The sequence below is a fragment of the Tamlana crocina genome, from assembly GCA_040429635.1.
GTDB classification, from domain to species: domain Bacteria; phylum Bacteroidota; class Bacteroidia; order Flavobacteriales; family Flavobacteriaceae; genus Flavisericum; species Flavisericum crocinum.
In genome coordinates this window covers 995,636-1,017,538 of sequence record CP158972.1, presented here as the reverse complement: position 1 = coordinate 1,017,538, position 21,903 = coordinate 995,636, and the positions used below count along the sequence as shown (strand labels likewise).

The following is a 21,903-nucleotide window of genomic DNA, read 5'->3' as shown; positions in this document are numbered from 1 at the left end:
GAGTTTAAATGCGAACTAAATTCTAAAACAGCTTAACTCTTTAATTTCTCGTAAAGGCGCGGAGGCGCAAAGAACTATACAACGCGCTGCTTACTGCTACTGTAAACTGTTAACTTGGTTCGCCCCTCCTAAACTCGCTCAATAAAATAGCTGTCGCTGTCGCCACATTTAAGCTTTCGGTAGCCTGTAAATCGCCAAACCTTGGAATCGCTATTTTTTCCGTAACCAAACTTTCAATGCCTTTCGAAATACCATTGGCTTCATTACCCATTACCAACACCCCATTTTTTGGCAAGTTAGCCGAGTACACATTTTCACCATCCATAAACGCACCAAAAACAGGACCGCTGTAGTTTTCCAAAAAACCTTCCAAATCCACATAACTGATATTAACCCGAGTTATAGAACCCATGGTAGCCTGTACCACTTTGGGGTTAAAACAATCTACTGTATCTGTACTGCAAACCAAATCCTTTATCCCAAACCAATCGCAAAGTCTGATGATGGTTCCGAGGTTTCCGGGGTCGCTAACAGCATCTAACGCTACAATTAATCCGCCATTTTTTATGGGTTTCGGTTGTGGAATTTCAAATACCGCCAAAGCCGTATTGGGCGTTTTTAAAAAACTGATGCGTTTTAGTTCCTTTTCAGAAATCATGGTCGCTTTCGTGGCATTATTATTGAAAGGTTCTATAGTGAACAATTCATGAAGTTTAAGTGAAGATTGCAAAAGTTCGTTGATGGTCTTTATGCCTTCAGCTACAAAAAAACCGTGCTGTTGCCTAAACTTTTTTTGTTTTAAACTCGTTATTAATTTGATTTGGTTTTTAGAAAGCATAATATTTTTAAACGTTTAAATATTAAAAAATCTATGGTTGAACTATTTAATTGTCTTGACGGGTAATGTACCTTATTTATTAGTCACACATTATGGGCTTTCATAAATTTTGATAAAGAAAAGAAAATATTGCGAGGCTCTAGGCATTCTGCTATTTATTTCAGTGTAAATAGTGTATTTTTGAACAAAATTGCAGCACTAAAAGTTTAAAATATAACCCCATTTTTCATTTGACACGTCAACTCTTAAAAATATTCATTTTAATCATTTTTTCGAGATGCTTCCTTTCCTGTGATGCTACAAAAAGAGTTGCCGAAGACGAGCATTTATTGACCAAAAACACGGTTTTCGTTAACGATAAAAAAGACAATTCGGTTACTACAAACAACCTAATTTATCAAAAAACCAACCGAAAAATTGCTGGTGTTCCGTTGAGATTACACATTTACAATTTGGCCCGCCCCAATAGAGACTCCCTTTTTGAAGCTTGGTTGGACAAAAAACCCAACCGTCGCGAGCGCCTTATTAAACGTTACTCGAAAAAGCAGTTGGACAAACTAAAAGCTTCGGCCATTGGGTTCAACAATTGGCTAAAACGGACTGGAGAACCTCCTGCCATTGTTAGTGAGGAACAAACCAAAAAATCGGCAAAGCGCTATCAGGACTATTACATCAACAACGGTTGGTTTAATGTTGAAACCGAATACGACATCAATAAAAGCGACAACAAACGGGCCGAAGTAGAATACCATATTAAAACCGGACGCCCTTTTATTCTCGATTCCATTACCGAAACCATAAAATCGCCCGTGGTTAAATCGTTGTACGGAAAAATTGAAAACGAGGCCATTATTAAACGTGGCCAACAATACAAAACTTTGAATTTTGAAGGGGAACGCGATCGCATTTCCAATGAATTACGAAATTCTGGTGTTTATCATTTTAATCCAGACTACATTGCTTTTGAAATGGATACCATTGGGACGAACAAAAAGGTAAATGTTGATGTGATTATTCAAGACCGCGCCATTAGAACGCAGGATTCGGTAAGGCGTGAACCTTTTGAAATCTATAAAATAAGAGACGTAAATATTATAACCGATTACACTTTTGAAAACCGCGGAAAACCTTTTAAAGATTCCATATACTACAATGGCTACAAACTATACAGCTACGATAAAATGCGGTTTCAACCCAAAGCTTTGACCGATGCCATTTTTATATCGCCCGGCGAAGTTTTTAGAGATATTGACCGCACCCGAACCTATCGCCATTTAAACGAGCTGCGCACCTTTAAGTACCCCAATATTGAATACATTGAAAATGCTGACAACACCCTTACCGACACCATTAGGCTAACACCATTGAAAAAATTCAACTTGGGCTTTAGTACCGATGTATCTACCAGTAACATTCAATCGGTTGGCCTTTCGGTAAACCCCAGTTTGCTCATTCGAAATATTTTTAGGGGCGCCGAAACTTTTCAAATATCGGCCATTGGTTCCATCGGCTCTTCAAAAGACCCTCAAGAAGGTGATCCTTTTTTTGATATCAACGAATTTGGTGTTGATTTTAAGCTCACCATCCCGAGACTGTTTTCACCCTTTTACACCGAAAACCTCATTCCAAAATACATGTTGCCGAGTACCAAAATCAGTTTGGCCTCAACCAGCCAGACCAATATAGGTCTCGACAAGCGTACTTTCAGTGGTATTTTCAACTATAACTGGAGGCCTAACGACAAAGCCACCAATAGGCTGGATGTGTTTAATGTGCAATACGTTAAAAACCTTAACATCGATAACTATTTTAATGTATATAGCAATTCATTCAATAACCTAAATAACATTGCCCTGAATGTCTACAACACCCCAAACGAATATCTTGAAACCGATGAAAACGAGAATCTTGTATTGAGCAAATCTAGGTCGGACGAATTTATGGATTTGGTATTGGCCGACAACAGTTTTGAATCGAATGCCCCAACATCGTACAAAGAAGTCAATAATATAAAGGAACGAAAAGAACGTTTAACGGAAAACAACTTGATTATTTCGTCCATTTACAATTTAACTTACGACGAGCGCACCAATTTGTTTGATGAAGACTTTTCCATTTTCCGTTTTAAATTGGAATTGGCAGGGAATTTATTGGCGACCGGATCAGAGCTTTTGGGCTTCCAAAGAAATCGAAACGACCGTTTTGAGCTCTTTGGCGTTTCGTACTCGCAATACGTAAAAACCGAGTTTGAATACACCAAACATTGGGACTTGGGCAAGAAAAACGTATTTGCTATGCGAAGCTTTTTGGGCGTGGCCATTCCGTACGGCAACTCGAACAGTATTCCGTTTTCCAAGAGTTTTTTTGCAGGAGGCCCCAACGACAACCGGGCATGGACGGCCTATAGTTTGGGGCCAGGAAGCTCCAACACCACCAACGAATTTAACGAAGCTAACCTAAAACTGGCCTTAAGTGCCGAACAACGTTTCAACATTTTTGAAGATTTGAACGGGGCTATTTTTGTGGACGTCGGTAACATTTGGAACGTCTTGGATAATACTACCTCCGAAGGTGCCGTGTTCAATAGTTTTAATTCGTTAAAAGACATTGCCGTTGGATCGGGCTTTGGTTTACGCTACGATTTTAGCTTTTTCGTCTTCAGGTTCGATATTGGCTTTAAAACCTACGACCCTTTTTATGCAGAAGGAAACCGCTGGTTTAACGACTATAATTTTTCAAACGCCGTTTATAATATTGGTATCAACTACCCTTTCTAACGCAGTTAAAAGTTTCAAAACTTTTCTACTGGAATCACTATTTCATTCAACTAAAAAACTACAACGTTTTAGTTTATTTTATTCGGTTTCAGAAAAGAAAACCAAGGGATCTTATTCAAAATTTGATTACTTTTGGAAATATTAATTTACTAATCATATAAATAGAAAATATGGGACACAACATAAAACCAGGTGTTGCCACAGGCGATGAAGTACAAGCGATATTTAACCATGCAAAAGCCAATAGTTATGCTTTGCCAGCGGTTAATGTTATTGGATCGGACACTATTAACGGTGTTTTGGAAACCGCAAGAGATTTAAACGCTCCTGTAATTATTCAATTTTCAAACGGAGGCGCTCAATTCAATGCCGGGAAAGGTTTAAGCAACGACGGGCAAAAAGCGGCTATTGCTGGTGCCATTGCCGGTGCCAAGCACGTACACACCCTATCTGAAGCCTATGGTGTTCCCGTAATTTTACATACAGACCACTGTGCAAAAAAATTATTGCCATGGATTGATGGTTTATTAGATGCCAGCGAGAAGCATTTCGAAGAAACCGGAAAGCCACTTTTCAGTTCGCACATGATCGATCTTTCGGAAGAACCTCTTGAAGAGAACATCGAAATTTGCAAGCAATACCTTGAGCGCATGAGCAAAATGGGTATGACTTTGGAAATTGAGCTTGGTATTACCGGAGGCGAGGAAGATGGCGTTGACAATACCGATGTTGACGATTCTAAACTTTACACCCAGCCAGAAGAAGTAGCCTATGCTTACGAAGAGCTAAGCAAAGTGAGTCCACGTTTTACCGTTGCCGCTGCCTTTGGTAACGTTCATGGGGTTTACAAACCTGGTAACGTAAAACTGACTCCAAAAATCTTAAAGAATTCGCAAGAATACATTTCTGAAAAATATGGTGTTGAACATAACCACATCGATTTTGTGTTCCATGGTGGATCAGGTTCTTCGGTTGAAGAAATTCGCGAAGGTATCAGCTACGGTGTGATCAAAATGAACATCGATACCGATTTGCAATACGCATTTATGAGCGGTATTAGAGATTATATGGGCGAAAAAGCCGAGTATTTAAAATCTCAAATCGGAAACCCTGATGGTGACGATGTGCCTAACAAAAAATACTACGATCCACGTGTTTGGTTGCGCGAAGGCGAAAAAACCTTTGTTGAGCGTTTGAAAAAAGCGTTTGAAGACCTAAACAACGTAAATACATTATAATAGAGTTTAAATCCACTCAAAAAAAGACCTCTCTAATTGAGGTCTTTTTTTTGTTACAAAACTTAAAAACAGTATCTTACAGTTACGCTTCAAACAAAGCTTCAAACAAATCCATTTTAGTTTTACTTCAAAATTAAAAAAAGGCTTAATTTTGTATACTGCTTTCAGCAAATCGATGTTAAAATTTAAAATAGTAATATTTATTTTTCCATTGTGTTTTGCGTTAGCAATCAGTTGAATAAAATAAAACTCCTCAATTATTTTGGAGTGAAAAATAAGAAATCAGTATGTCTTGGTTTAAAAGAAAAACAAAAGGAATAACAACAACTACAGAGGAAAAAAAAGACACCCCGAAAGGGCTTTGGTACAAATCGCCCACTGGAAAAATAGTTGATGCCGAAGAGCTTGAAAAAAACTTTTATGTTAGCCCAGAAGACGGCTACCATGTTAGGATTGGCAGTAAAGAATACTTTGAAATTCTTTTTGACGACAATAAATTTAAAGAGCTGGATGCCAATTTAGAGTCTAAAGACCCGCTAAAGTTCGAAGACACTAAAAAATACCCTGAGCGATTAAAAGCGGCTCAGGAAAAAACCCAATTAAAAGACGCCATTAGAACAGCCGTTGGAAAATCGAAAGGAAAAGATTTAGTGGTAGCCTGTATGGATTTTGCTTTTATTGGCGGATCTATGGGTAGCGTTGTAGGCGAAAAGATTGCCCGAGCGGCCGATTATGCTTTGAAGAAAAAAATTCCGTTGATGGTGATTTCAAAATCTGGAGGGGCCCGAATGATGGAAGCTGCATTTTCATTAATGCAATTAGCAAAAACCTCGGTTAAGTTAGCACAGTTGGCTGATGCAGGAATTCCTTACATTTCTTTATGTACCGACCCTACAACGGGGGGCACAACAGCATCTTTTGCGATGTTGGGAGACATTAATATTAGTGAGCCTGGAGCTTTAATTGGTTTTGCCGGCCCTAGAATTGTAAGGGACACCACCGGTAAAGATTTACCAGAAGGGTTCCAAACTTCAGAATTTTTATTAGAACACGGTTTCTTGGATTTTATAACCCTGAGAAAAGACCTGAAAGATAAAGTAAACCAGTATTTAGATTTAATACTGAATCAACCTTTACGAGCTTAAAAAAAATGCCCTTAAAATTAAGGGCATTTTTTTATCCTTTTTTAAAGTACACCATAAATTTAGACCCTTTGTTCGGTTTACTTTTTACTTTTATCTTTCCACCAAGGGCTTCCACCTGATTTTTGGTGATAAACAACCCCACTCCTGTAGAATCGGCATGTTTATGGAAGGTTTGATAGAGCATAAACATTTTGCTTCCGTGCTTTTTCAAATCGATTCCCAATCCGTTATCCTTAACACTCAAAATAACACGCTTATCTTCTATCTTGCTCTTTAATACAATTTTACATTTTCTGGAGTACTCCCTATACTTTATGGCATTGGTAAGCAGATTCAGAATAATGCTGTCTAAATACGCTTCAATCCCAACAACCATTAAATCTTCAGCAATAAGATTTTCAATTTCGCAATTGTTGTTTTTAGCCATTGATGACATATTATAAATAGCGTTTACCGCATACTCATGTAAATTGAGAGACTTAAGTTCCGATTTATCGTATTTTGAAAATTTGGCTATTTCGGTAAGGTGGTCTACGGTATCTTGCAGGTTTTGTACGGCCTGCTTTAACACTAAAAAACTTTCATTAGCTTTAGTTTCCGGAATTTCCTCTTCAACAAAACCAGCTAGGTTATTTAGGTTTCCGGCGTGTGTTTTTAGATTGTGGGTTATAATTCTGGAAAAGTTTAATAGCCTTTCATTTTGTTCCTTAACCATGTTGGCAATAATATCTTTTTCTACTTCCTTTTGCTTTCTTTTGGTAATATCTTGTACTTGAGAAATAAAATATTTAGGTTTTCCTTTATCATCCCTAACCAGAGACACAGAAAGCTGCCCCCAAACCAAATTGCCCGTTTTAGTGAAATAACGCTTCTGCATTTTATAGTTTTTTATTTCACCCTTTAACAGTTGGTTTACTTTCCTAAAATCGAGAGCTATATCTTCTTTGTGGGTAATATCTTGAAAAGTAAGCTTTTGCAATTCTTCTTGGGTATACCCTAAAATATCGCACAAACTTTTGCTCACCAACAGCCACTTTCCATCCAAACCCACAATGGCTATGCCATGATATGCATTGTTAAAGATGTCTGGCAGCAAGTTGGCATCTAAAGCATCAGCGATAATTTTCTCCATTTTAGCGAAAAATTTTACGTTAATTTACTGAAAACTTCACAGAAAAAGAAATATTGTGCAATCATAAAAATTATCTATCTTTGCCGCTCGGAAGAAAGACTTTCGTGTACATAACAATCATTTACAATAATATTAGCATGTATTTATCAAAAGAAGTAAAAGAAAACATCTTCGAAAAGCACGGTAAAGGAAAGAACGATACTGGTAGCGCCGAAGGACAAATTGCGTTGTTTACACACCGTATAAACCACTTAACCGAGCACTTAAAAAACAATCGTAAAGATTTTAACACCGAGCGTTCGTTGGTTAAATTAGTAGGTAAGCGTCGTGCTTTACTTGATTACTTAACTAAGAAAGATATCTTAAGATATCGTGCCATAGTAAAAGAATTAGGATTAAGAAAATAATAAAAAGAGGCTTTTACAGCCTCTTTTTTGTTTTTATATTTACACAAGTTACAATGTCATTGCGAAGAACGTAACTAGTCTGCGTTAAGCGCAGTTAAAACGTGGCAAAATTTTCCATTTAAGGAAATGCCACAGCAAATTAAAAATTTGCTTCGCAATGACACAAAACAGAAGAAGCTCATTACAGTTTTTCATTGGTCATCACACAACACTACACACAACAACACACCGACCATTGTTTAACATAGCTTAAGTGCGATTAACTCTTAGGCTACAAAAGAAAATTATGAAACCACAAGTTTTTAAAGAGGTCATTGACCTTGGTGACGGTAGAGAAATTTCTATCGAAACCGGAAAATTGGCAAAACAGGCGCACGGTAGCGTTGTTGTGCAATCTGGAAACTGTATGCTATTATGTACGGTTGTTTCCAATTACAAGTCGGCCGATGTTGACTTTTTACCTTTAACGGTAGATTATCGTGAAAAATTCGCTGCAGCAGGGCGTTACCCTGGCGGATTTTTCAAAAGAGAAGCTAGACCTAGCGACGGTGAGGTATTAACCATGCGTTTAGTAGACCGTGTTTTGCGTCCGTTATTCCCAAAAGATTACCACAGTGAAACACAGGTCATGATACAATTGATGTCTCACGACGAAAACGTGATGCCAGATGCTATGGCTGGATTAGCTGCTTCTGCCGCTATTCAACTATCCGATTTTCCATTTGAATGCCCAATTTCTGAAGTAAGAGTTGGTCGTGTAAATGGTGAATTTATCATCAACCCATCTTTGGCTCAATTGGAGGAAAGCGACATCGATATGGTTATTGGTGCCAGCGCAGATTCAGTAATGATGGTTGAAGGTGAAATGGATGAAATTTCAGAAGAAGAAATGACCGAAGCCATCAAATTTGCCCATGAAGCCATTAAGGTGCAGTGTGAAGCGCAAATTAGATTAGCTGAAGCCTTCGGAAAAAAAGAAACCCGTGAATACGAGCCAGAAGTTGAAGATGAAGATTTAGCTAAAAAGATTCACGATTTGGCTTACGATAAAGTGTATGCCGTAGCAAAGGCAGGTTCATCAAAACACGAAAGAGGTGCTGCATTTGCCGAAATTAAAGAAGAAATTGTAGCTTCTTTTTCTGAAGAGGAACAAGAAGAATTAGGCGATTTAATCTCGAAATATTATAGCAAAGCCGAGAAAAACGCAGTGCGCGATTTAACCTTAAACGAAGGTTTACGTTTAGACGGACGTAAAACTACCGATATCCGCCCGATTTGGTGCGAGGTGGATTATTTACCATCAACTCACGGTTCGTCTATCTTTACACGTGGAGAAACTCAAGCCTTGGCTACGGTTACTTTGGGAACTTCAAGAGAAGCCAACCAAATTGATATGCCATCTTTTGAAGGCGAAGAGCGTTTCTATTTGCACTATAACTTCCCTCCCTTTTCAACTGGTGAAGCACGACCAATTCGTGGTACATCACGTCGTGAAGTGGGTCACGGAAACTTGGCTCAACGTGCCTTGAAAGGTATGGTTCCTGAAGATTGTCCTTATACCGTACGTGTGGTTTCCGAGATTTTGGAATCTAACGGGTCGTCTTCTATGGCAACGGTTTGTGCCGGAACCATGGCCATGATGGATGCGGGTGTTCAGTTGAAAAAACCTGTTTCCGGTATTGCCATGGGATTGATTACCGATACCGAAACTGGTAAATACGCCGTGTTATCTGATATTTTAGGTGATGAAGATCATTTAGGTGATATGGACTTTAAGGTTACTGGTACTGCCGATGGTATTACGGCTTGCCAAATGGATATTAAGGTAAAAGGATTGTCATACGAAATTCTTGTGAATGCATTAAAGCAGGCACGTGATGGTCGTTTACATATCTTAGATAAAATTACTGAAACCATTTCAGAGCCGAATGCAGATGTAAAATCGCATGCTCCAAAAATGGTTACCCGAATTATTCCTAACGAATATATCGGAGCCTTGATTGGACCTGGTGGAAAAGTGATTCAAGAATTACAAAAAGAAACCAAAACCACTATCGTTATTAACGAAGACCCAGTTACCGAAGAAGGTATTGTTGAAATTTTAGGAACCGGACAAGAGGGCATCAATGCTGTTTTAGCTAAAATTGACTCCTTAATGTTCAAACCTGAAGTAGGTAGCGTTTATGAAGTGAAAGTGATAAAAATGCTCGATTTTGGTGCTGTGGTTGAATATACCGAAGCCCCAGGAAACGAAGTCTTATTGCATGTTAGCGAATTGGCTTGGGAACGTACTGAAAACGTAAGCGATGTGGTAAACATGGGCGATGTTTTCGATGTAAAATACTTTGGTGTAGACCCAAAAACCCGCAAGGAAAAAGTATCGCGTAAAGCTATTTTACCAAAACCTGAAGGTTGGCAACCACGTACACCAAGAGATAATAAAGGTGGCAGTCGTGACAACCGAGGCAGAGACAATCGTAACCGCGATAACCGCAAACCTCGAAACAACAGAGAAGATTAATCCTCATTAATCTCATCCAATAAAAAAGCCCGTTTCAAAAATTGAAACGGGCTTTTATTTTTCAGGTTTTTAAAGGAACATTAAGAATTTACTATCGCCTTTAAGTCTTTTATAGTTTCTAATTGATTGTCGCTCTTGAACACATAGCTACCTGCCACTAAAACATCGGCGCCAGCATCCACAAGTTTTTTGGCATTTTTGTTGGTTACGCCACCGTCTATTTCAATTATGGTTTTAGCGCCTTTTCGTTCAATTAGCGCTTTAAGTTGTTTTACTTTTTCATAGGTGTTTTCAATAAAACTTTGTCCACCAAACCCCGGATTCACACTCATAATCAATACTAAATCAATATCGTTAATGGTATCTTCCAGTAAACTCACGTTGGTATGTGGATTCAATGAAACTCCAGCCTTCATGCCTTCTGCTTTTATGGCCTGAAGGGTTCTATGCAAGTGCGGACATGCTTCGTAATGCACGGTAAGCACGTCGCTCCCCAAATCGGCAAAAGTTTTTATATATCTATCAGGATCGACAATCATGAGGTGTACGTCCAAAGTTTTCTTAGCATGCTTTTGAATGGCTTGTAAAACGGGCATTCCAAAAGAAATATTAGGCACAAAAACACCGTCCATAATATCAATGTGGAACCAGTCGGCATCACTTTGGTTTACCATTTCTATGTCGCGTTGTAAATTGGCGAAATCGGCTGCTAGCAGAGAGGGTGCTATTAATTTAGAGTTCATTAAGGTTGACTTTATTTTTTTGCAAAAGTAATGGTTTTTATTGGATTACTTACTTGAAACAAAGTTTTCAACCATCTTAACTACTTTGTTTACATGCGAGCTATCAGCCTCCTTTAGCCAATCTAAATACTGATATAAATTTTTAAGTTCTTCACTATTATTAACAATGGTAAACCCAAAATTATAATCTTCAAAGATGCGCTCTTCAATTTCCGAATTTATTATCTCAAAAATATTTTTATGTCGCTTGTCTTTTTCTATCCGCTTAAAAGTTTGGTCAACATGATGTTCTTCCCCCTCTAAAACCTGCAAAAAGTTACGGTCTTTGTAAATTAAAACACCCGTTATGTTATTGGCACGATTGTTCTCTTTGGCTTTTTCATATAGAGTTTTCAATTCGTCCATGGTATTATGCTCTACCGAATCGCTTAAATAACACACCGTTTTAATCATTGAAAAAAAATGTTTGAACCTTGAAAATACAAAAAATAGTACAAACAGATAAAAATAAACCCCCGGTAATCAGCCGGGGGTTCTTTCATCAATCAAAAAACGAACAGTTATGTGTGTAACTGTTGTTACTGTAATTTAGTCGTCATTTCTACGTGAAACTATCCTAAATAAGTTTTCAATATTTTACTTCTAGACGTATGTTTTAGTCTACGAATAGCTTTTTCTTTTATCTGTCTAACACGCTCGCGGGTTAAATCGAATGTTTCTCCAATTTCTTCCAAAGTCATGGGGTGTTGGTTGCCTAAACCAAAATACAGACGAATAACATCAGCCTCACGGGGCGTTAAAGTTTCAAGAGCGCGCTCAATCTCTGTACGTAAAGATTCGTGCAACAACTCCTTATCTGGGTTTGGAGATTCACCACTGTTCAATACATCATAAAGGTTTGAATCTTCCCCTTCAACCAATGGCGCATCCATACTCACGTGACGGCCCGAATTTTTCATCGATTCCTTTACGTCATTAATGGTCATATCCAATTCTTTCGCAATTTCTTCAGCGGAAGGCGGACGCTCATGGCTTTGCTCTAAAAACGCAAAGGTTTTGTTGATTTTATTAATCGAACCAATCTTGTTCAGCGGTAAACGTACAATACGCGATTGTTCGGCCAAAGCCTGAAGGATTGATTGACGAATCCACCAAACGGCGTACGAAATAAATTTAAAACCACGCGTTTCATCAAAACGCTGTGCAGCCTTAATTAAACCTAAATTACCTTCGTTAATCAAATCGGGTAATGTTAATCCTTGGTTTTGGTACTGCTTGGCTACCGATACTACGAAACGCAAGTTGGCCTTGGTTAATTTCTCTAAAGCCACTTGGTCGCCAGCTTTAATACGCTGTGCCAATTCAACTTCTTCATCTGCGGTAATCAAATCAACCTTTCCAATTTCTTGCAGATATTTGTCTAACGAAGCGGTTTCTCTATTAGTAACCTGCTTCGTAATTTTAAGTTGTCTCATTTAATGTTCTCCTGTTAATTTAATGCGTGAATAAATGGGGCATTTAATAGTTATACGTACAAACTAAAATAAATGTTACAAAAAAACCACATTTTTTTATTTATGTTTTAGATACACAAATACTAAAATGGTCACATGTGAAGAGACAAATCGAAATTTGAATTTCGTATGTTAAATTTTAATCAGTTTTTTATCGCTAAGATTGATGGCTTCAAGCATGTCCTGCGAAAATTTATAATGTCCGCGTTTGGTAATAAGCTTAAAACGGTGCGATTTTAGGTTGCTCAACGTATTTAAAAACAACCATTTTGATTTAAGTAATTTGGGTTTTTCGGATTTAAGGCTGATATCGAAATAGTATTTTCGGCCTTCCTTAGTTGCCACAACATCTGGGGTGATGGATATATCGCTTCCTGCTTTGGTATAGGATTTTGGGCTTTCATAGCCTTCAAAATCGGCTTTGATATTTTCAAAACCGTGATTTTCGAGGTAAGCGATCGAGTCTTCTAAAACGTCTGAGTATTTTTCTTTGTCTGTATAAACCATAACATATAGTATAACAAAAATCTTGTGAAAAACAACTATTTTGAATGGTTTAACGTTTTATTAATACACAGAACCACCTGATAAACAAGTGGTTCTGCAGTGACATTATAATTTAAACCCTTACATGCCCATCACCAAAAACATAGTATTTATTGGTAACCAACTGCTTTAATCCTAATGGACCGCGGTGATGTAATTTATCGGTACTAATAGCCAACTCGGCTCCTACGCCCATTTGCCCGCCATCGGTAAATCGTGTTGAAGCGTTATGATAAACCGCTGCACTGTCCACCTGTTCCATAAACAAAGTGGCCTTATCTTTATCTTCCGTTAGAATAGCTGCGGAATGCCCTCCTGAATACTTATTTACTTTTTCAATAGCTTCATCCAGCGAGCTGACTTCGGCAAGTACTATTTTCAATGCCAAAAACTCTTCGTACCAAGTATCTTCATCTGGAATTTGGGCTTCATCGGTTAAGGTTTTTCCGATGTTTCCATCAACCAAAATATTAACATTAACACTTTTTAAAACCTCCTGAAGCTCTTTTAACTTAGCCTCATAATTCGGGATGTTTTTATTGATTAAAACTTTATCTAAAGCATTACAACCCGAAATTTTATGGGTTTTGGCGTTAACCAAAACTTTGATGGTTTTTTCCCAATCGGCATCTTCAGATACGTATAAAAAGTTGTTACCACGACCACTCACCAATACGGCACAGCTAGCGTGGTCTTTCACAAACTTAATGAGACGCTCACCGCCACGTGGCACAATTAAATCTAATGGTTCTGTTGGGTTTCTTAAAAACTCTTGCGTTTCCTCACGCTGAAGGTGCAATAGCCTGATCCATTCTTTAGACAGGCCATTTTCTTCCAAAGCTTCGTGCCAACATTTTTCTAAAATCAAGTTACTGTTAATCGCTTCCTTTCCGCCTTTTAATAAAATTTTATTATTGGCCTTAAAAGCTAGTACAGCCGCTTCAATAGTCACATCTGGTCTAGATTCGTAAATAATCAAAATCGTTCCGAAAGGAGCTGTTTTATTAGTTATTTTCAAACCACTATCCAAAGTAACGTTCGAAATTTCCTTTCCAACCGGGTCGTCCTGCTCCTTAACCTCCTTAATCGCCTGGATCATGCCGTCTACTTTGGCTTCGTTTACTACCAATCGGTCGTAAAGCGCCTGATCGTCTCGGTTAAAAGCATCCAAATCCTTTTGGTTAGCTTTAATGATATTGTCGCGCTCCCGATCTATAATATCAATCATAGATTGGAGTACCTTATTTTTTATGTCTGAACTTAAAAGTTTCATCTGGTTATTTTTTAGTGTATAAATTTAGTACCAATTTCTTTATCATCAATAATATCTACGATAACATTTTCACGTTTTCCGTTTGCGATATAGGTTGGGATGTCTTTTTTCGCGGTACCTTTTGCTATTTTAATTTTTGAAGCCATGCCTCCTCGGCCTTCACCTTCTTTTTTATTGGAAGCCTGAACGTATTTTTCAACGTTTTCATCTCCTTTAACTTCATGTAGCTTTTCAGAATCTTCATCGTCTGGATGGCCGGTATATAAACCGTCGGTATCCGACAATATAATCAATCTATCGGCATCAATCAATTCGGCAACCAAACTGGCCAACTCGTCGTTATCTGAAAACATCGACATGGTTAACGATACGGCATCGTCCTCATTTGCAATAGGAATTACACCTTCGGACAATAAACCTTCGTAACAATTAATCATATTTTCGCGGTGCAAACCAGGGTCGAAATCACGTTTTGTGGCCAACACTTGGGCACATTGCATTCCATAATCATGGAAAATATTGTAGTAATAGCGCATCAATCGGGGCTGACCAACAGATGAATATACCTGCCTGCGTATTGATTTATCGGTTATTTTGGTTGACCCCAAAACTTCGCGACCGGCAATGGCCGAACCTGATGACACCAATACCACCATAATGCCGCGTTCGTAAAGCACAAAAATTTGCCTTACCAACTCGCGTAATACAGGACCTAAAATACGGTTATCGCGGTTGGTTAGTACATTGGTCCCTACCTTAACCACCACTCTTTTAATATCGTCGTCTGCCATGTTATTTTGCTTTTCCTAATTCCACAGCTCTATCAAAAGCAGCGTAAGCGCCTTCTTGAATCAACTGTTTTACGTTATTATCTTCCATTGAATCTATGGCGGCCTGTGTGGTTCCTCCTTTAGAAGCCACTCTACTGATCCAAGTTTGGGGAGAAATATCAGACTGGTTGAACAGCTCTATCGCTCCTTCAAAAGTATTGGTAACCAACACTCTAGAATCGTAATCTGAAAAACCCATTTTTTGGGCCGCCTCCAGCATAGATTGCATAAAATAGAATACGTATGCCGGCCCGCTACCCGAAATTCCGGTGGAAGCATCTATAAACTTTTCGGTGCTTACGTGTATGGATGTCCCTGTGGTGTCCAATAAATTTCGAACCATAATGAGTTCGATTTTTGAAACACTCTCAGATTCCGTGTAAGATGTTACACCCTTACCAACCTGTGCCGGCAAATTAGGCATCGTTCTAATTACTTTTGGCACCTCCAATTTTCCTTGGATGGTTTCAATAGTTACCCCCGCCATTAAAGATACAATAACTTGCTCTTTGTTCAACATGGGTTTCATTTGCTCGAACAAACCATCACTGTGATATGGTTTTACGGCTACAAAAACGATATCTGCCTTGGGCAGGCAATCGTCTAAATTGTCATATACATCAAATCGTCCGTCTTCTCTTAAAGTTGTAATTTTTTTTGGATCAGTGTCGTATATTTTGAGTTTGTGTTTGCTCAAAAGCGGCGAACTTGCCATGCCCTCAGAGTAAGTTAAACCCATATTTCCTGCTCCAATTACTAATACTTTCATAAATGTTTTTTAGTTAATAAACTTTTTTATCGACTATTAAACCACAACATCTGTGCGACAGTGCCAAAATGAAATTTTGATTTTAAGAATTTTGGGAATTGAATGCTTTTATCGTTTTTGTTGAAATATTTTGAAGAAAACTACTCAAATGTTTGAGTATATGATAATTTAAAATTCTTAACTTACAGCCAAAACTGACACAATGTCGGTGACAAATTGAGAGTTTTAAAGCAAAAACGCGCCAAAAGTTGATTTTGGCGCGTCTGAAATTAAGTATATTTTCTTTAAAAGAATAAGAAAGGCGTTTTACTTTTTCTCGGCCAAACCTCGTGTTAGCCACCCTCTTCTGCTTGCCGTTGCAATAGCGTAAGGTGTAATCCAGAACAGACCAAAAGTATAAAATACGCTGTAGGTGTATGCCCAAACAGATTCCTTTATTTCGTAACGGTGCGCATAAAACAATACAGAAAACGATGAAATAATTAGAATACTCAACATCGTTGACCCCAAAAACAACAGCGGATGCGTCAATACAAAAAACAACATAAATAACACCAAAGGATAGCTCATAATGATTCTGAGTGATTGGGCAAAAAACAGCAATCGGCTTCCAAATTTGCTGCCTTCCCTAAAATTGGTAAAAACGTATTTGGCCATGGCTATATTTTCACGAACGTTACTGCGTCCCCAACGAATAAACATTTTATAAAGCCCTGGATATTTTTCAGGTACATTGGTGTAGGCCACTGCATTTCGCTGGAACAGAACGTGATTACCTTGTTTCAAAATCATGTTGGTCATGGCGCGGTCTTCTCCAATATCCGAAGGTTGTCCCATAAAAGTTTGATTGATCCACTCCGGAAGGCATTTATGTACCGCAGTGCTTCTGTAGGCCGCCAATGCACCTGGAGTACACAACACAGAATTCAATTTGCTTTCGGCCGAACGTACAAACTCAAAACTCATTACAAAACTAACGTCCAACATTTTTGGTAGCATTTCTTTTTTGTTATTCAGCACCCTTATATTCCCGGCTACGGCACCACATTGCTCATTATTAACAAACGGCGAAACGAGATTTCTAAGGGTATCGACCGTAACAACAGAATCGCTATCGACGGTTACAAATACCTCTCCCGTTCCCAAATGGAATCCTCTGTACAACGCGTGGCGTTTACCTTGGTTTTGGGGCTGTTGGTAAATCTCTAATCGGTCTCCCAATTTTTCCTTGGCATCCTTCATCCAGTCCCAAGTGTCATCCAAACTACCATCGTCAATGGCCAGTAATTGTATTTTGCTTTTTGGGTAATTACTCTCAGCCAAACTCATTAAAGTATCCCAAACCTGCTTGCCCTCATTATAGGCAGGAACAATTACGGTACATGTGGGCAATTCGCTATCGGTTACCGACGGAATGGCTTTGTACTTTAAAAAATTGAATGCCATAAAAATGAAATAAAAGGCCTTAAACAATAAAAGAAGCAGCCCTATGCCCAAGAAAATCATCCCAGGGGTGGTACTCATGCGTTCGGCGTTAACTTGTTCAAAATCGTTGTGGAATACCGAAAACATATAAACCCCCATGATTATAAATAGAAATGTGCTCAAAAGGACTATTCTATTCTGAGGGTTATCGGTCTTTCCGTGGCTATTGAAAAATGAAGCGAATCGACTCTTTAAATTTTTTATTTGTTTTTTTGGTGTTGTAGGTTTTGAAGCATTGTGTTTAGGGGCCATAAATTTTTATAATTAATTAGTTACCCCCATTTACGTTTTAAAAACACATTTTAGATGTTAGCTTCTTTCCATTTAACAGAAATTTTACATTTATGGATTTTCTTTAAATTTTAAGTAATACACAACCAATTATTACTTCCTCTTAAAATTGTTTTAGTAAATATTTTATGAGGTCTGTTGTGGTTACAATTCCCGCCAAACTATTATTATCAACCACTGGCAAGGCATGGAACTCTCTTATGGCCAAAATTTCGGCGACTTCCTTTATGGTGTTTGAGGTAGTAACAGTAACTACATTGCGTTTCATAACTTGTTCAATAGTAAATAAATTATACACCATAACATCTACGGCTGTATCTGTTTCATTGGTAACATCTGCGAAACTTAGCCGCAATAAATCTGTAAAGCTAAGCATACCTATTACCTTACTTTTGTCTACCACCGGAATATGTCTTATTTTATGGTGCTTAAACAAGTATTCTGCCTTTTCCAAACTGTCTCTTTTGTTTAATGTAATAACATGCTCGGTCATTATTATTGAAACTGGCGCATTCCGTATCATAACTTTTGTGTTTTTGTTAGTATGACTAAATTACCAATCAAAAACCTGAAAATGTATGATAAAAATCATGTGGCCAATCATTTGAAAAACCTAAAACACAATTGATAGGCCTTAAAAAATCCGCCAATTTAAAAGTTTAAAGATTACCTTGCTAATACCCGTTGAAGTCAAAATTGAGCATTTGCCTTAGCTTGCCGTAAACCTCGGGAAACAAGCCTAAGAATGCTTGGGGAGCTTCGATAAATGTTTCAATAACAACAGCCAACAGTTCGGCATCATTTGTTAAAGCATAGCTTCTTATTAGGTTTGAAGATACCAATTCGTTTTTTAAATGCTGATTTACTGCAAGCTCCTCCCGTAGTTCGTTAAATGTATCAACAAAAATTATGGAGTTGATATCCTCTTGTTTGATACTACTATAATGAATGGCATGGGCAAACTCGTGAATACCTAAATTAAGCTTATCGTCTTCAATTCTAAAACCTTCTTGGAAGTTGTCCCAAGACAGCACCAAAGTTTCTAATTGGGCATTATACTCGCCTTTGTGGTATGTCTTATTTATCTGGGAAAAATACTTTGTTGGATACACCAATATGAATTTAACGTAGTCAATAAGGTACTTCCTAAAACCAAAAGTGAGCATAACCGCCGTTGCAGAGACAAGTACCTTCACTTCTTCAGTGATTACAAAACCTTCTTTCCCCTGAAAATTCTTTTTCTTAATAAAAGTTGCCACCCGATGCCGAAAGTAACGCTTATATTTGGCATCCAATCGATTATAAAAAGTAAAATGATTTTCCAGGATACGAATCTGCTCTATATTCAATTTTCTTTTAAATAAATAGAAATGTACAAACAATGGGCGTTTTGAAATTGATGCGTAAAGCGTTTCTGCAGAATCTAAAATTGCAGTAATGACTCTTCTTATATAAATCAACAGCAATACGACCACGCCGCATACCAACAGCCCTAAAATAAAATATCCAATAAAAGAATGTAGAGCAGATTGATCGATTAACATTGACTCCCTGTGGTTAGGTTTTAATTTTAGGAAAGTCTAAAAATGGCACATTTTTTTTGTTTAACCAATAAAAAAACTCCACTTAAAATTTAAGTGGAGTTTTTTGTGACCCCGGAGGGATTCAAACCCCCAACCCTCAGAGCCGAAATCTGATGCGCTATTCAGTTGCGCCACGGGGCCGTTAACACCTGCGAAAGCAGATATAATATTTTTATTTTAAGATAATTTAGCTTTTACTATAGCCGAAATAGTTTTACCATCGGCTTGACCAGCCAATTCCTGGCTAACAATACCCATTACTTTTCCCATATCTTTCATGCCTTCTGCACCAGTTTGCTCAATAGTAGCCACAACTACTTTTTCAATTTCTTCTTCAGAAAGGGCTTCTGGTAAAAATTGGGAAATCACATCGGCCTCAGCCAATTCTGGAGCTGCCAAATCCTCCCTGCCCTGCTCTAAATAAACAGCAGCACTGTCACGACGTTGTTTTACTTGTTTTTGAAGTATTTTAAGCTCCTGCTCCTCTGATAATTCTTCCTTGGCTCCACTTTCGGTTTGCGCCAATAAAATAGCAGATTTTATGGCACGCAAAGCCGTAAGAGCTGTTTGGTCTTTAGATTTCATGGCTTCTTTTAAAGCCGACATTACTTCTTGCTGTAAACTCATGTTTTAACGACTAATAGAGCTGCGAAGATAAACATAGATTTCTGCCTTAGCAAGAACGGCATCAATATTTTCTTCTACAAAATGAAAATTGGCTAAGCCGAAATAACTAAACATAAAAAAACCCGAAAAGTGAGGGCTTTTCGGGGTGAGAGACAAACACAGTGGTTAAATTCTGAATTTTTAATCTACGTTATCGTGCAAAAACGAATTGTTGCTTCTCAATTTTATATCATCATTATCATCTGTACCGATGCTTGTTCGAGACATATCGTTATCCGAAGAATGTCTGGCATTGCTCAAATCCAGACCTTGACGTTTGTATGCCGGCACTTTTTCAATATCATCAATTTTAGACGTATTGAATTTATAATTGAAGTCCTTCATTTTCCGTCTACGCTCTGCGGCACGCTCTTTCAACAACTCAGAAATTGGCGTGTTCATCGGGTCGATGTCTTCCTCCTGCTCTTGTGGCTCAAGTGCTTTTACTACCTTCTTTTCAAAAACCACTTCCTGATCGATTTCCTCTATCTGATGTTTTGATTTTGAAGATTTCTCGTTCATGGCCGATTCCACTTCTTCATAATCATCCAAAGCGTAATGGATATCGCCAGTTTCATTGGTTTCATTAACAGTGATGATTTCAACATAATCATTCACCTTTACATCTTTTACTTCCTCTTCATCCAAATCGTAAGATATTACGTTTTGCTGTTTGGGCTTGCTTTCCTCTTTCTTTTCTGAAATGGGCAAATCAAAAGTCAGCGTAATTTGTTGTTCTTCCTCAACCTCATCCACTTGCTTTTCTATTTTCTTATTTTCATTACTTTCAGCATCCATTCGGGTAACCGGCTTGATAATGAAATCTTCTTCCTCTTCGATGCTAGCACTAACTTCTTCATAAACCACGTCCATATTTTTTATAATTTCTGAAGTAGGAATCAAATTGAAATCTTTTGCAGCTTGTGAGGCATTATCAATTTGGCGCTTTGGCGCAGGTTTTGGCAACGGATTAATGTCTTCTTCCTCTATCTCCAAATCCAAAGTATGGCGAACCACTTGTGGCTCTTCTTTCTTTTCTAATTCTATGTTTGGCGCAATGATAACGGGCTCTTTTTCCTTGGGTTGAAACTCTTGGTCTTCACCTAAAGAATGTACCACTTTTTTGGTTTCGGTATTTGAAATTTCGTCTTGTTGCTCGATGTTAAAACCCGTAGCAATGATGGTTACGCCAATAGATTCTTCAAGCGCTTCGTCTTCACCAACCCCCATAATGATATTGGCGCCATGGCCAGCTTCATTTTGAATGTGGTCGTTTATTTCACCAATTTCATCAATGGTGATTTCTTGAGTTCCGGAAACAATAAGCAACAATACGTTTTTGGCTCCGGTGATTTTATTGTCGTTCAACAACGGCGAATCCAAGGCTTTTCTGATGGCTTCCTGCGCACGGTTTTGACCCGATGCCAGTGCCGACCCCATAATGGCCGTTCCGCTGTTACTTAAAACGGTTTTGGCATCTCGTAAATCGATGTTTTGTGTGTAGTGGTGCGTAATAACTTCGGCTATACCACGAGCAGCTGTAGATAGCACTTCATCTGCCTTAGAGAACCCAGCCTTAAAGCCCAAATTCCCGTAAACCTCACGAAGTTTATTGTTATTTATTACGATTAATGAATCCACTACATCTCTAAGTCTTTCGATACCTTTTTGCGACTGTTCAATACGCATACGGCCTTCAAACTGAAACGGCATGGTTACAATGCCCACCGTTAAAATATCAAGGTCTTTGGCCATTTTCGCAATTATAGGTGCGGCTCCTGTACCAGTACCACCACCCATTCCGGCGGTGATAAAAACCATTTTGGTATTGGTATCGAGCATTTGTGTGATATCGTCGTAACTCTCTAGCGCAGCTTGTTCTCCAATTTCTGGGTTGGCCCCTGCCCCTAAGCCTTCGGTTAAATTCACACCGAGTTGAATTTTGTTGGGCACACCACTGTTTTGCAGGGCTTGCGAATCAGTATTACAGATATAAAAATCTACACCTTTTATGCCCTGTTGGAACATGTGGTTTATGGCATTGCTTCCACCACCGCCAACGCCGATAACTTTAATGACACTTGATTGGTTTTTAGGTAAATCAAATGCGATACTGTCGAATTCTTTTCTGCTGCTCATAAAATT

The 21,903-nt window shown here is 38.3% G+C and carries 19 protein-coding genes and 1 tRNA gene; 5 read left to right on the top strand and 15 right to left on the bottom strand.

Features of this window, described 5'->3' with window-relative positions; translation table 11 throughout:
* Window positions 1–109: 109 nt before the first annotated feature.
* Complete coding sequence (locus ABI125_04525) at window positions 110–838, bottom strand: RNA methyltransferase (protein XCF07121.1); 729 nt, start codon at window positions 836–838, stop codon at window positions 110–112.
* A gap of 230 nt (window positions 839–1,068) precedes the next feature.
* Between ABI125_04525 and ABI125_04520 the strand changes: the two genes are divergently transcribed.
* From ABI125_04520 to accD, 3 genes are all read left to right on the top strand, one after another.
* Window positions 1,069–3,615, top strand: a complete 2,547-nt coding sequence (locus ABI125_04520; protein ID XCF07120.1) for a BamA/TamA family outer membrane protein — start codon at window positions 1,069–1,071, stop codon at window positions 3,613–3,615.
* A 170-nt stretch (window positions 3,616–3,785) separates the two neighbouring features.
* Window positions 3,786–4,853 (top strand): class II fructose-bisphosphate aldolase, encoded by a 1,068-nt coding sequence (gene fbaA / locus ABI125_04515; protein ID XCF07119.1) that lies wholly within the window; start codon window positions 3,786–3,788, stop codon window positions 4,851–4,853.
* A 287-nt stretch (window positions 4,854–5,140) separates the two neighbouring features.
* Window positions 5,141–5,998 (top strand): acetyl-CoA carboxylase, carboxyltransferase subunit beta, encoded by an 858-nt coding sequence (gene accD / locus ABI125_04510; GenBank protein XCF07118.1) that lies wholly within the window; start codon window positions 5,141–5,143, stop codon window positions 5,996–5,998.
* Window positions 5,999–6,029: 31 nt separating this feature from the next.
* Here the strand turns inward: accD and ABI125_04505 are convergent, their stop codons facing one another.
* Window positions 6,030–7,130: a PAS domain S-box protein gene (locus ABI125_04505; GenBank protein XCF07117.1), complete on the bottom strand. Its 1,101-nt coding sequence runs from the start codon at window positions 7,128–7,130 to the stop codon at window positions 6,030–6,032.
* 137 nt (window positions 7,131–7,267) lie between these two features.
* Between ABI125_04505 and rpsO the strand changes: the two genes are divergently transcribed.
* Together rpsO and ABI125_04495 are read left to right on the top strand one after the other, a co-directional pair.
* Complete coding sequence (gene rpsO, locus ABI125_04500; protein XCF07116.1) at window positions 7,268–7,537, top strand: 30S ribosomal protein S15; 270 nt, start codon at window positions 7,268–7,270, stop codon at window positions 7,535–7,537.
* Window positions 7,538–7,823: 286 nt separating this feature from the next.
* Window positions 7,824–10,058, top strand: coding sequence for a polyribonucleotide nucleotidyltransferase (locus ABI125_04495; protein ID XCF07115.1), 2,235 nt, complete (start codon window positions 7,824–7,826; stop codon window positions 10,056–10,058).
* An 80-nt stretch (window positions 10,059–10,138) separates the two neighbouring features.
* On the opposite strand, the gene rpe is transcribed toward ABI125_04495, so the two are convergent.
* The 13 genes from rpe to ftsZ all read right to left on the bottom strand — a co-directional run bounded on the left by rpe (window position 10,139) and on the right by ftsZ (window position 21,897).
* A complete protein-coding gene (gene rpe / locus ABI125_04490; GenBank protein XCF07114.1) occupies window positions 10,139–10,801 on the bottom strand; it encodes a ribulose-phosphate 3-epimerase in 663 nt (220 codons plus the stop codon).
* A gap of 45 nt (window positions 10,802–10,846) precedes the next feature.
* On the bottom strand, window positions 10,847–11,254 hold the full coding sequence (locus ABI125_04485) for a BLUF domain-containing protein (GenBank protein XCF07113.1): 408 nt from the start codon (window positions 11,252–11,254) through the stop codon (window positions 10,847–10,849).
* 158 nt (window positions 11,255–11,412) lie between these two features.
* Window positions 11,413–12,276 (bottom strand): sigma-70 family RNA polymerase sigma factor, encoded by an 864-nt coding sequence (locus ABI125_04480; GenBank protein ID XCF07112.1) that lies wholly within the window; start codon window positions 12,274–12,276, stop codon window positions 11,413–11,415.
* Between the two features lie 171 nt (window positions 12,277–12,447).
* Window positions 12,448–12,822: a hypothetical protein gene (locus ABI125_04475; protein XCF07111.1), complete on the bottom strand. Its 375-nt coding sequence runs from the start codon at window positions 12,820–12,822 to the stop codon at window positions 12,448–12,450.
* 112 nt (window positions 12,823–12,934) lie between these two features.
* Window positions 12,935–14,134 (bottom strand): glutamate-5-semialdehyde dehydrogenase, encoded by a 1,200-nt coding sequence (locus tag ABI125_04470; protein XCF07110.1) that lies wholly within the window; start codon window positions 14,132–14,134, stop codon window positions 12,935–12,937.
* 11 nt (window positions 14,135–14,145) lie between these two features.
* The gene (gene proB, locus ABI125_04465; GenBank protein XCF07109.1) at window positions 14,146–14,925 is read right to left on the bottom strand and encodes a glutamate 5-kinase; all 780 of its coding nucleotides are present in this window, start codon (window positions 14,923–14,925) and stop codon (window positions 14,146–14,148) included.
* Between the two features lies 1 nt (window position 14,926).
* Window positions 14,927–15,733, bottom strand: a complete 807-nt coding sequence (gene proC / locus ABI125_04460) for a pyrroline-5-carboxylate reductase (protein XCF07108.1) — start codon at window positions 15,731–15,733, stop codon at window positions 14,927–14,929.
* 306 nt (window positions 15,734–16,039) lie between these two features.
* The gene (locus tag ABI125_04455) at window positions 16,040–17,470 is read right to left on the bottom strand and encodes a glycosyltransferase family 2 protein (GenBank protein XCF07107.1); all 1,431 of its coding nucleotides are present in this window, start codon (window positions 17,468–17,470) and stop codon (window positions 16,040–16,042) included.
* Between the two features lie 142 nt (window positions 17,471–17,612).
* Window positions 17,613–18,032, bottom strand: coding sequence for a CBS domain-containing protein (locus ABI125_04450; protein XCF07106.1), 420 nt, complete (start codon window positions 18,030–18,032; stop codon window positions 17,613–17,615).
* 151 nt (window positions 18,033–18,183) lie between these two features.
* Window positions 18,184–19,053 (bottom strand): zinc-dependent peptidase, encoded by an 870-nt coding sequence (locus ABI125_04445; GenBank protein XCF07105.1) that lies wholly within the window; start codon window positions 19,051–19,053, stop codon window positions 18,184–18,186.
* A 106-nt stretch (window positions 19,054–19,159) separates the two neighbouring features.
* Window positions 19,160–19,233: transfer RNA gene (locus ABI125_04440), tRNA-Arg, on the bottom strand.
* Window positions 19,234–19,269: 36 nt separating this feature from the next.
* Window positions 19,270–19,719, bottom strand: coding sequence for a GatB/YqeY domain-containing protein (locus ABI125_04435; GenBank protein ID XCF07104.1), 450 nt, complete (start codon window positions 19,717–19,719; stop codon window positions 19,270–19,272).
* 180 nt (window positions 19,720–19,899) lie between these two features.
* Complete coding sequence (ftsZ, locus tag ABI125_04430) at window positions 19,900–21,897, bottom strand: cell division protein FtsZ (protein XCF07103.1); 1,998 nt, start codon at window positions 21,895–21,897, stop codon at window positions 19,900–19,902.
* Window positions 21,898–21,903: the final 6 nt, after the last annotated feature.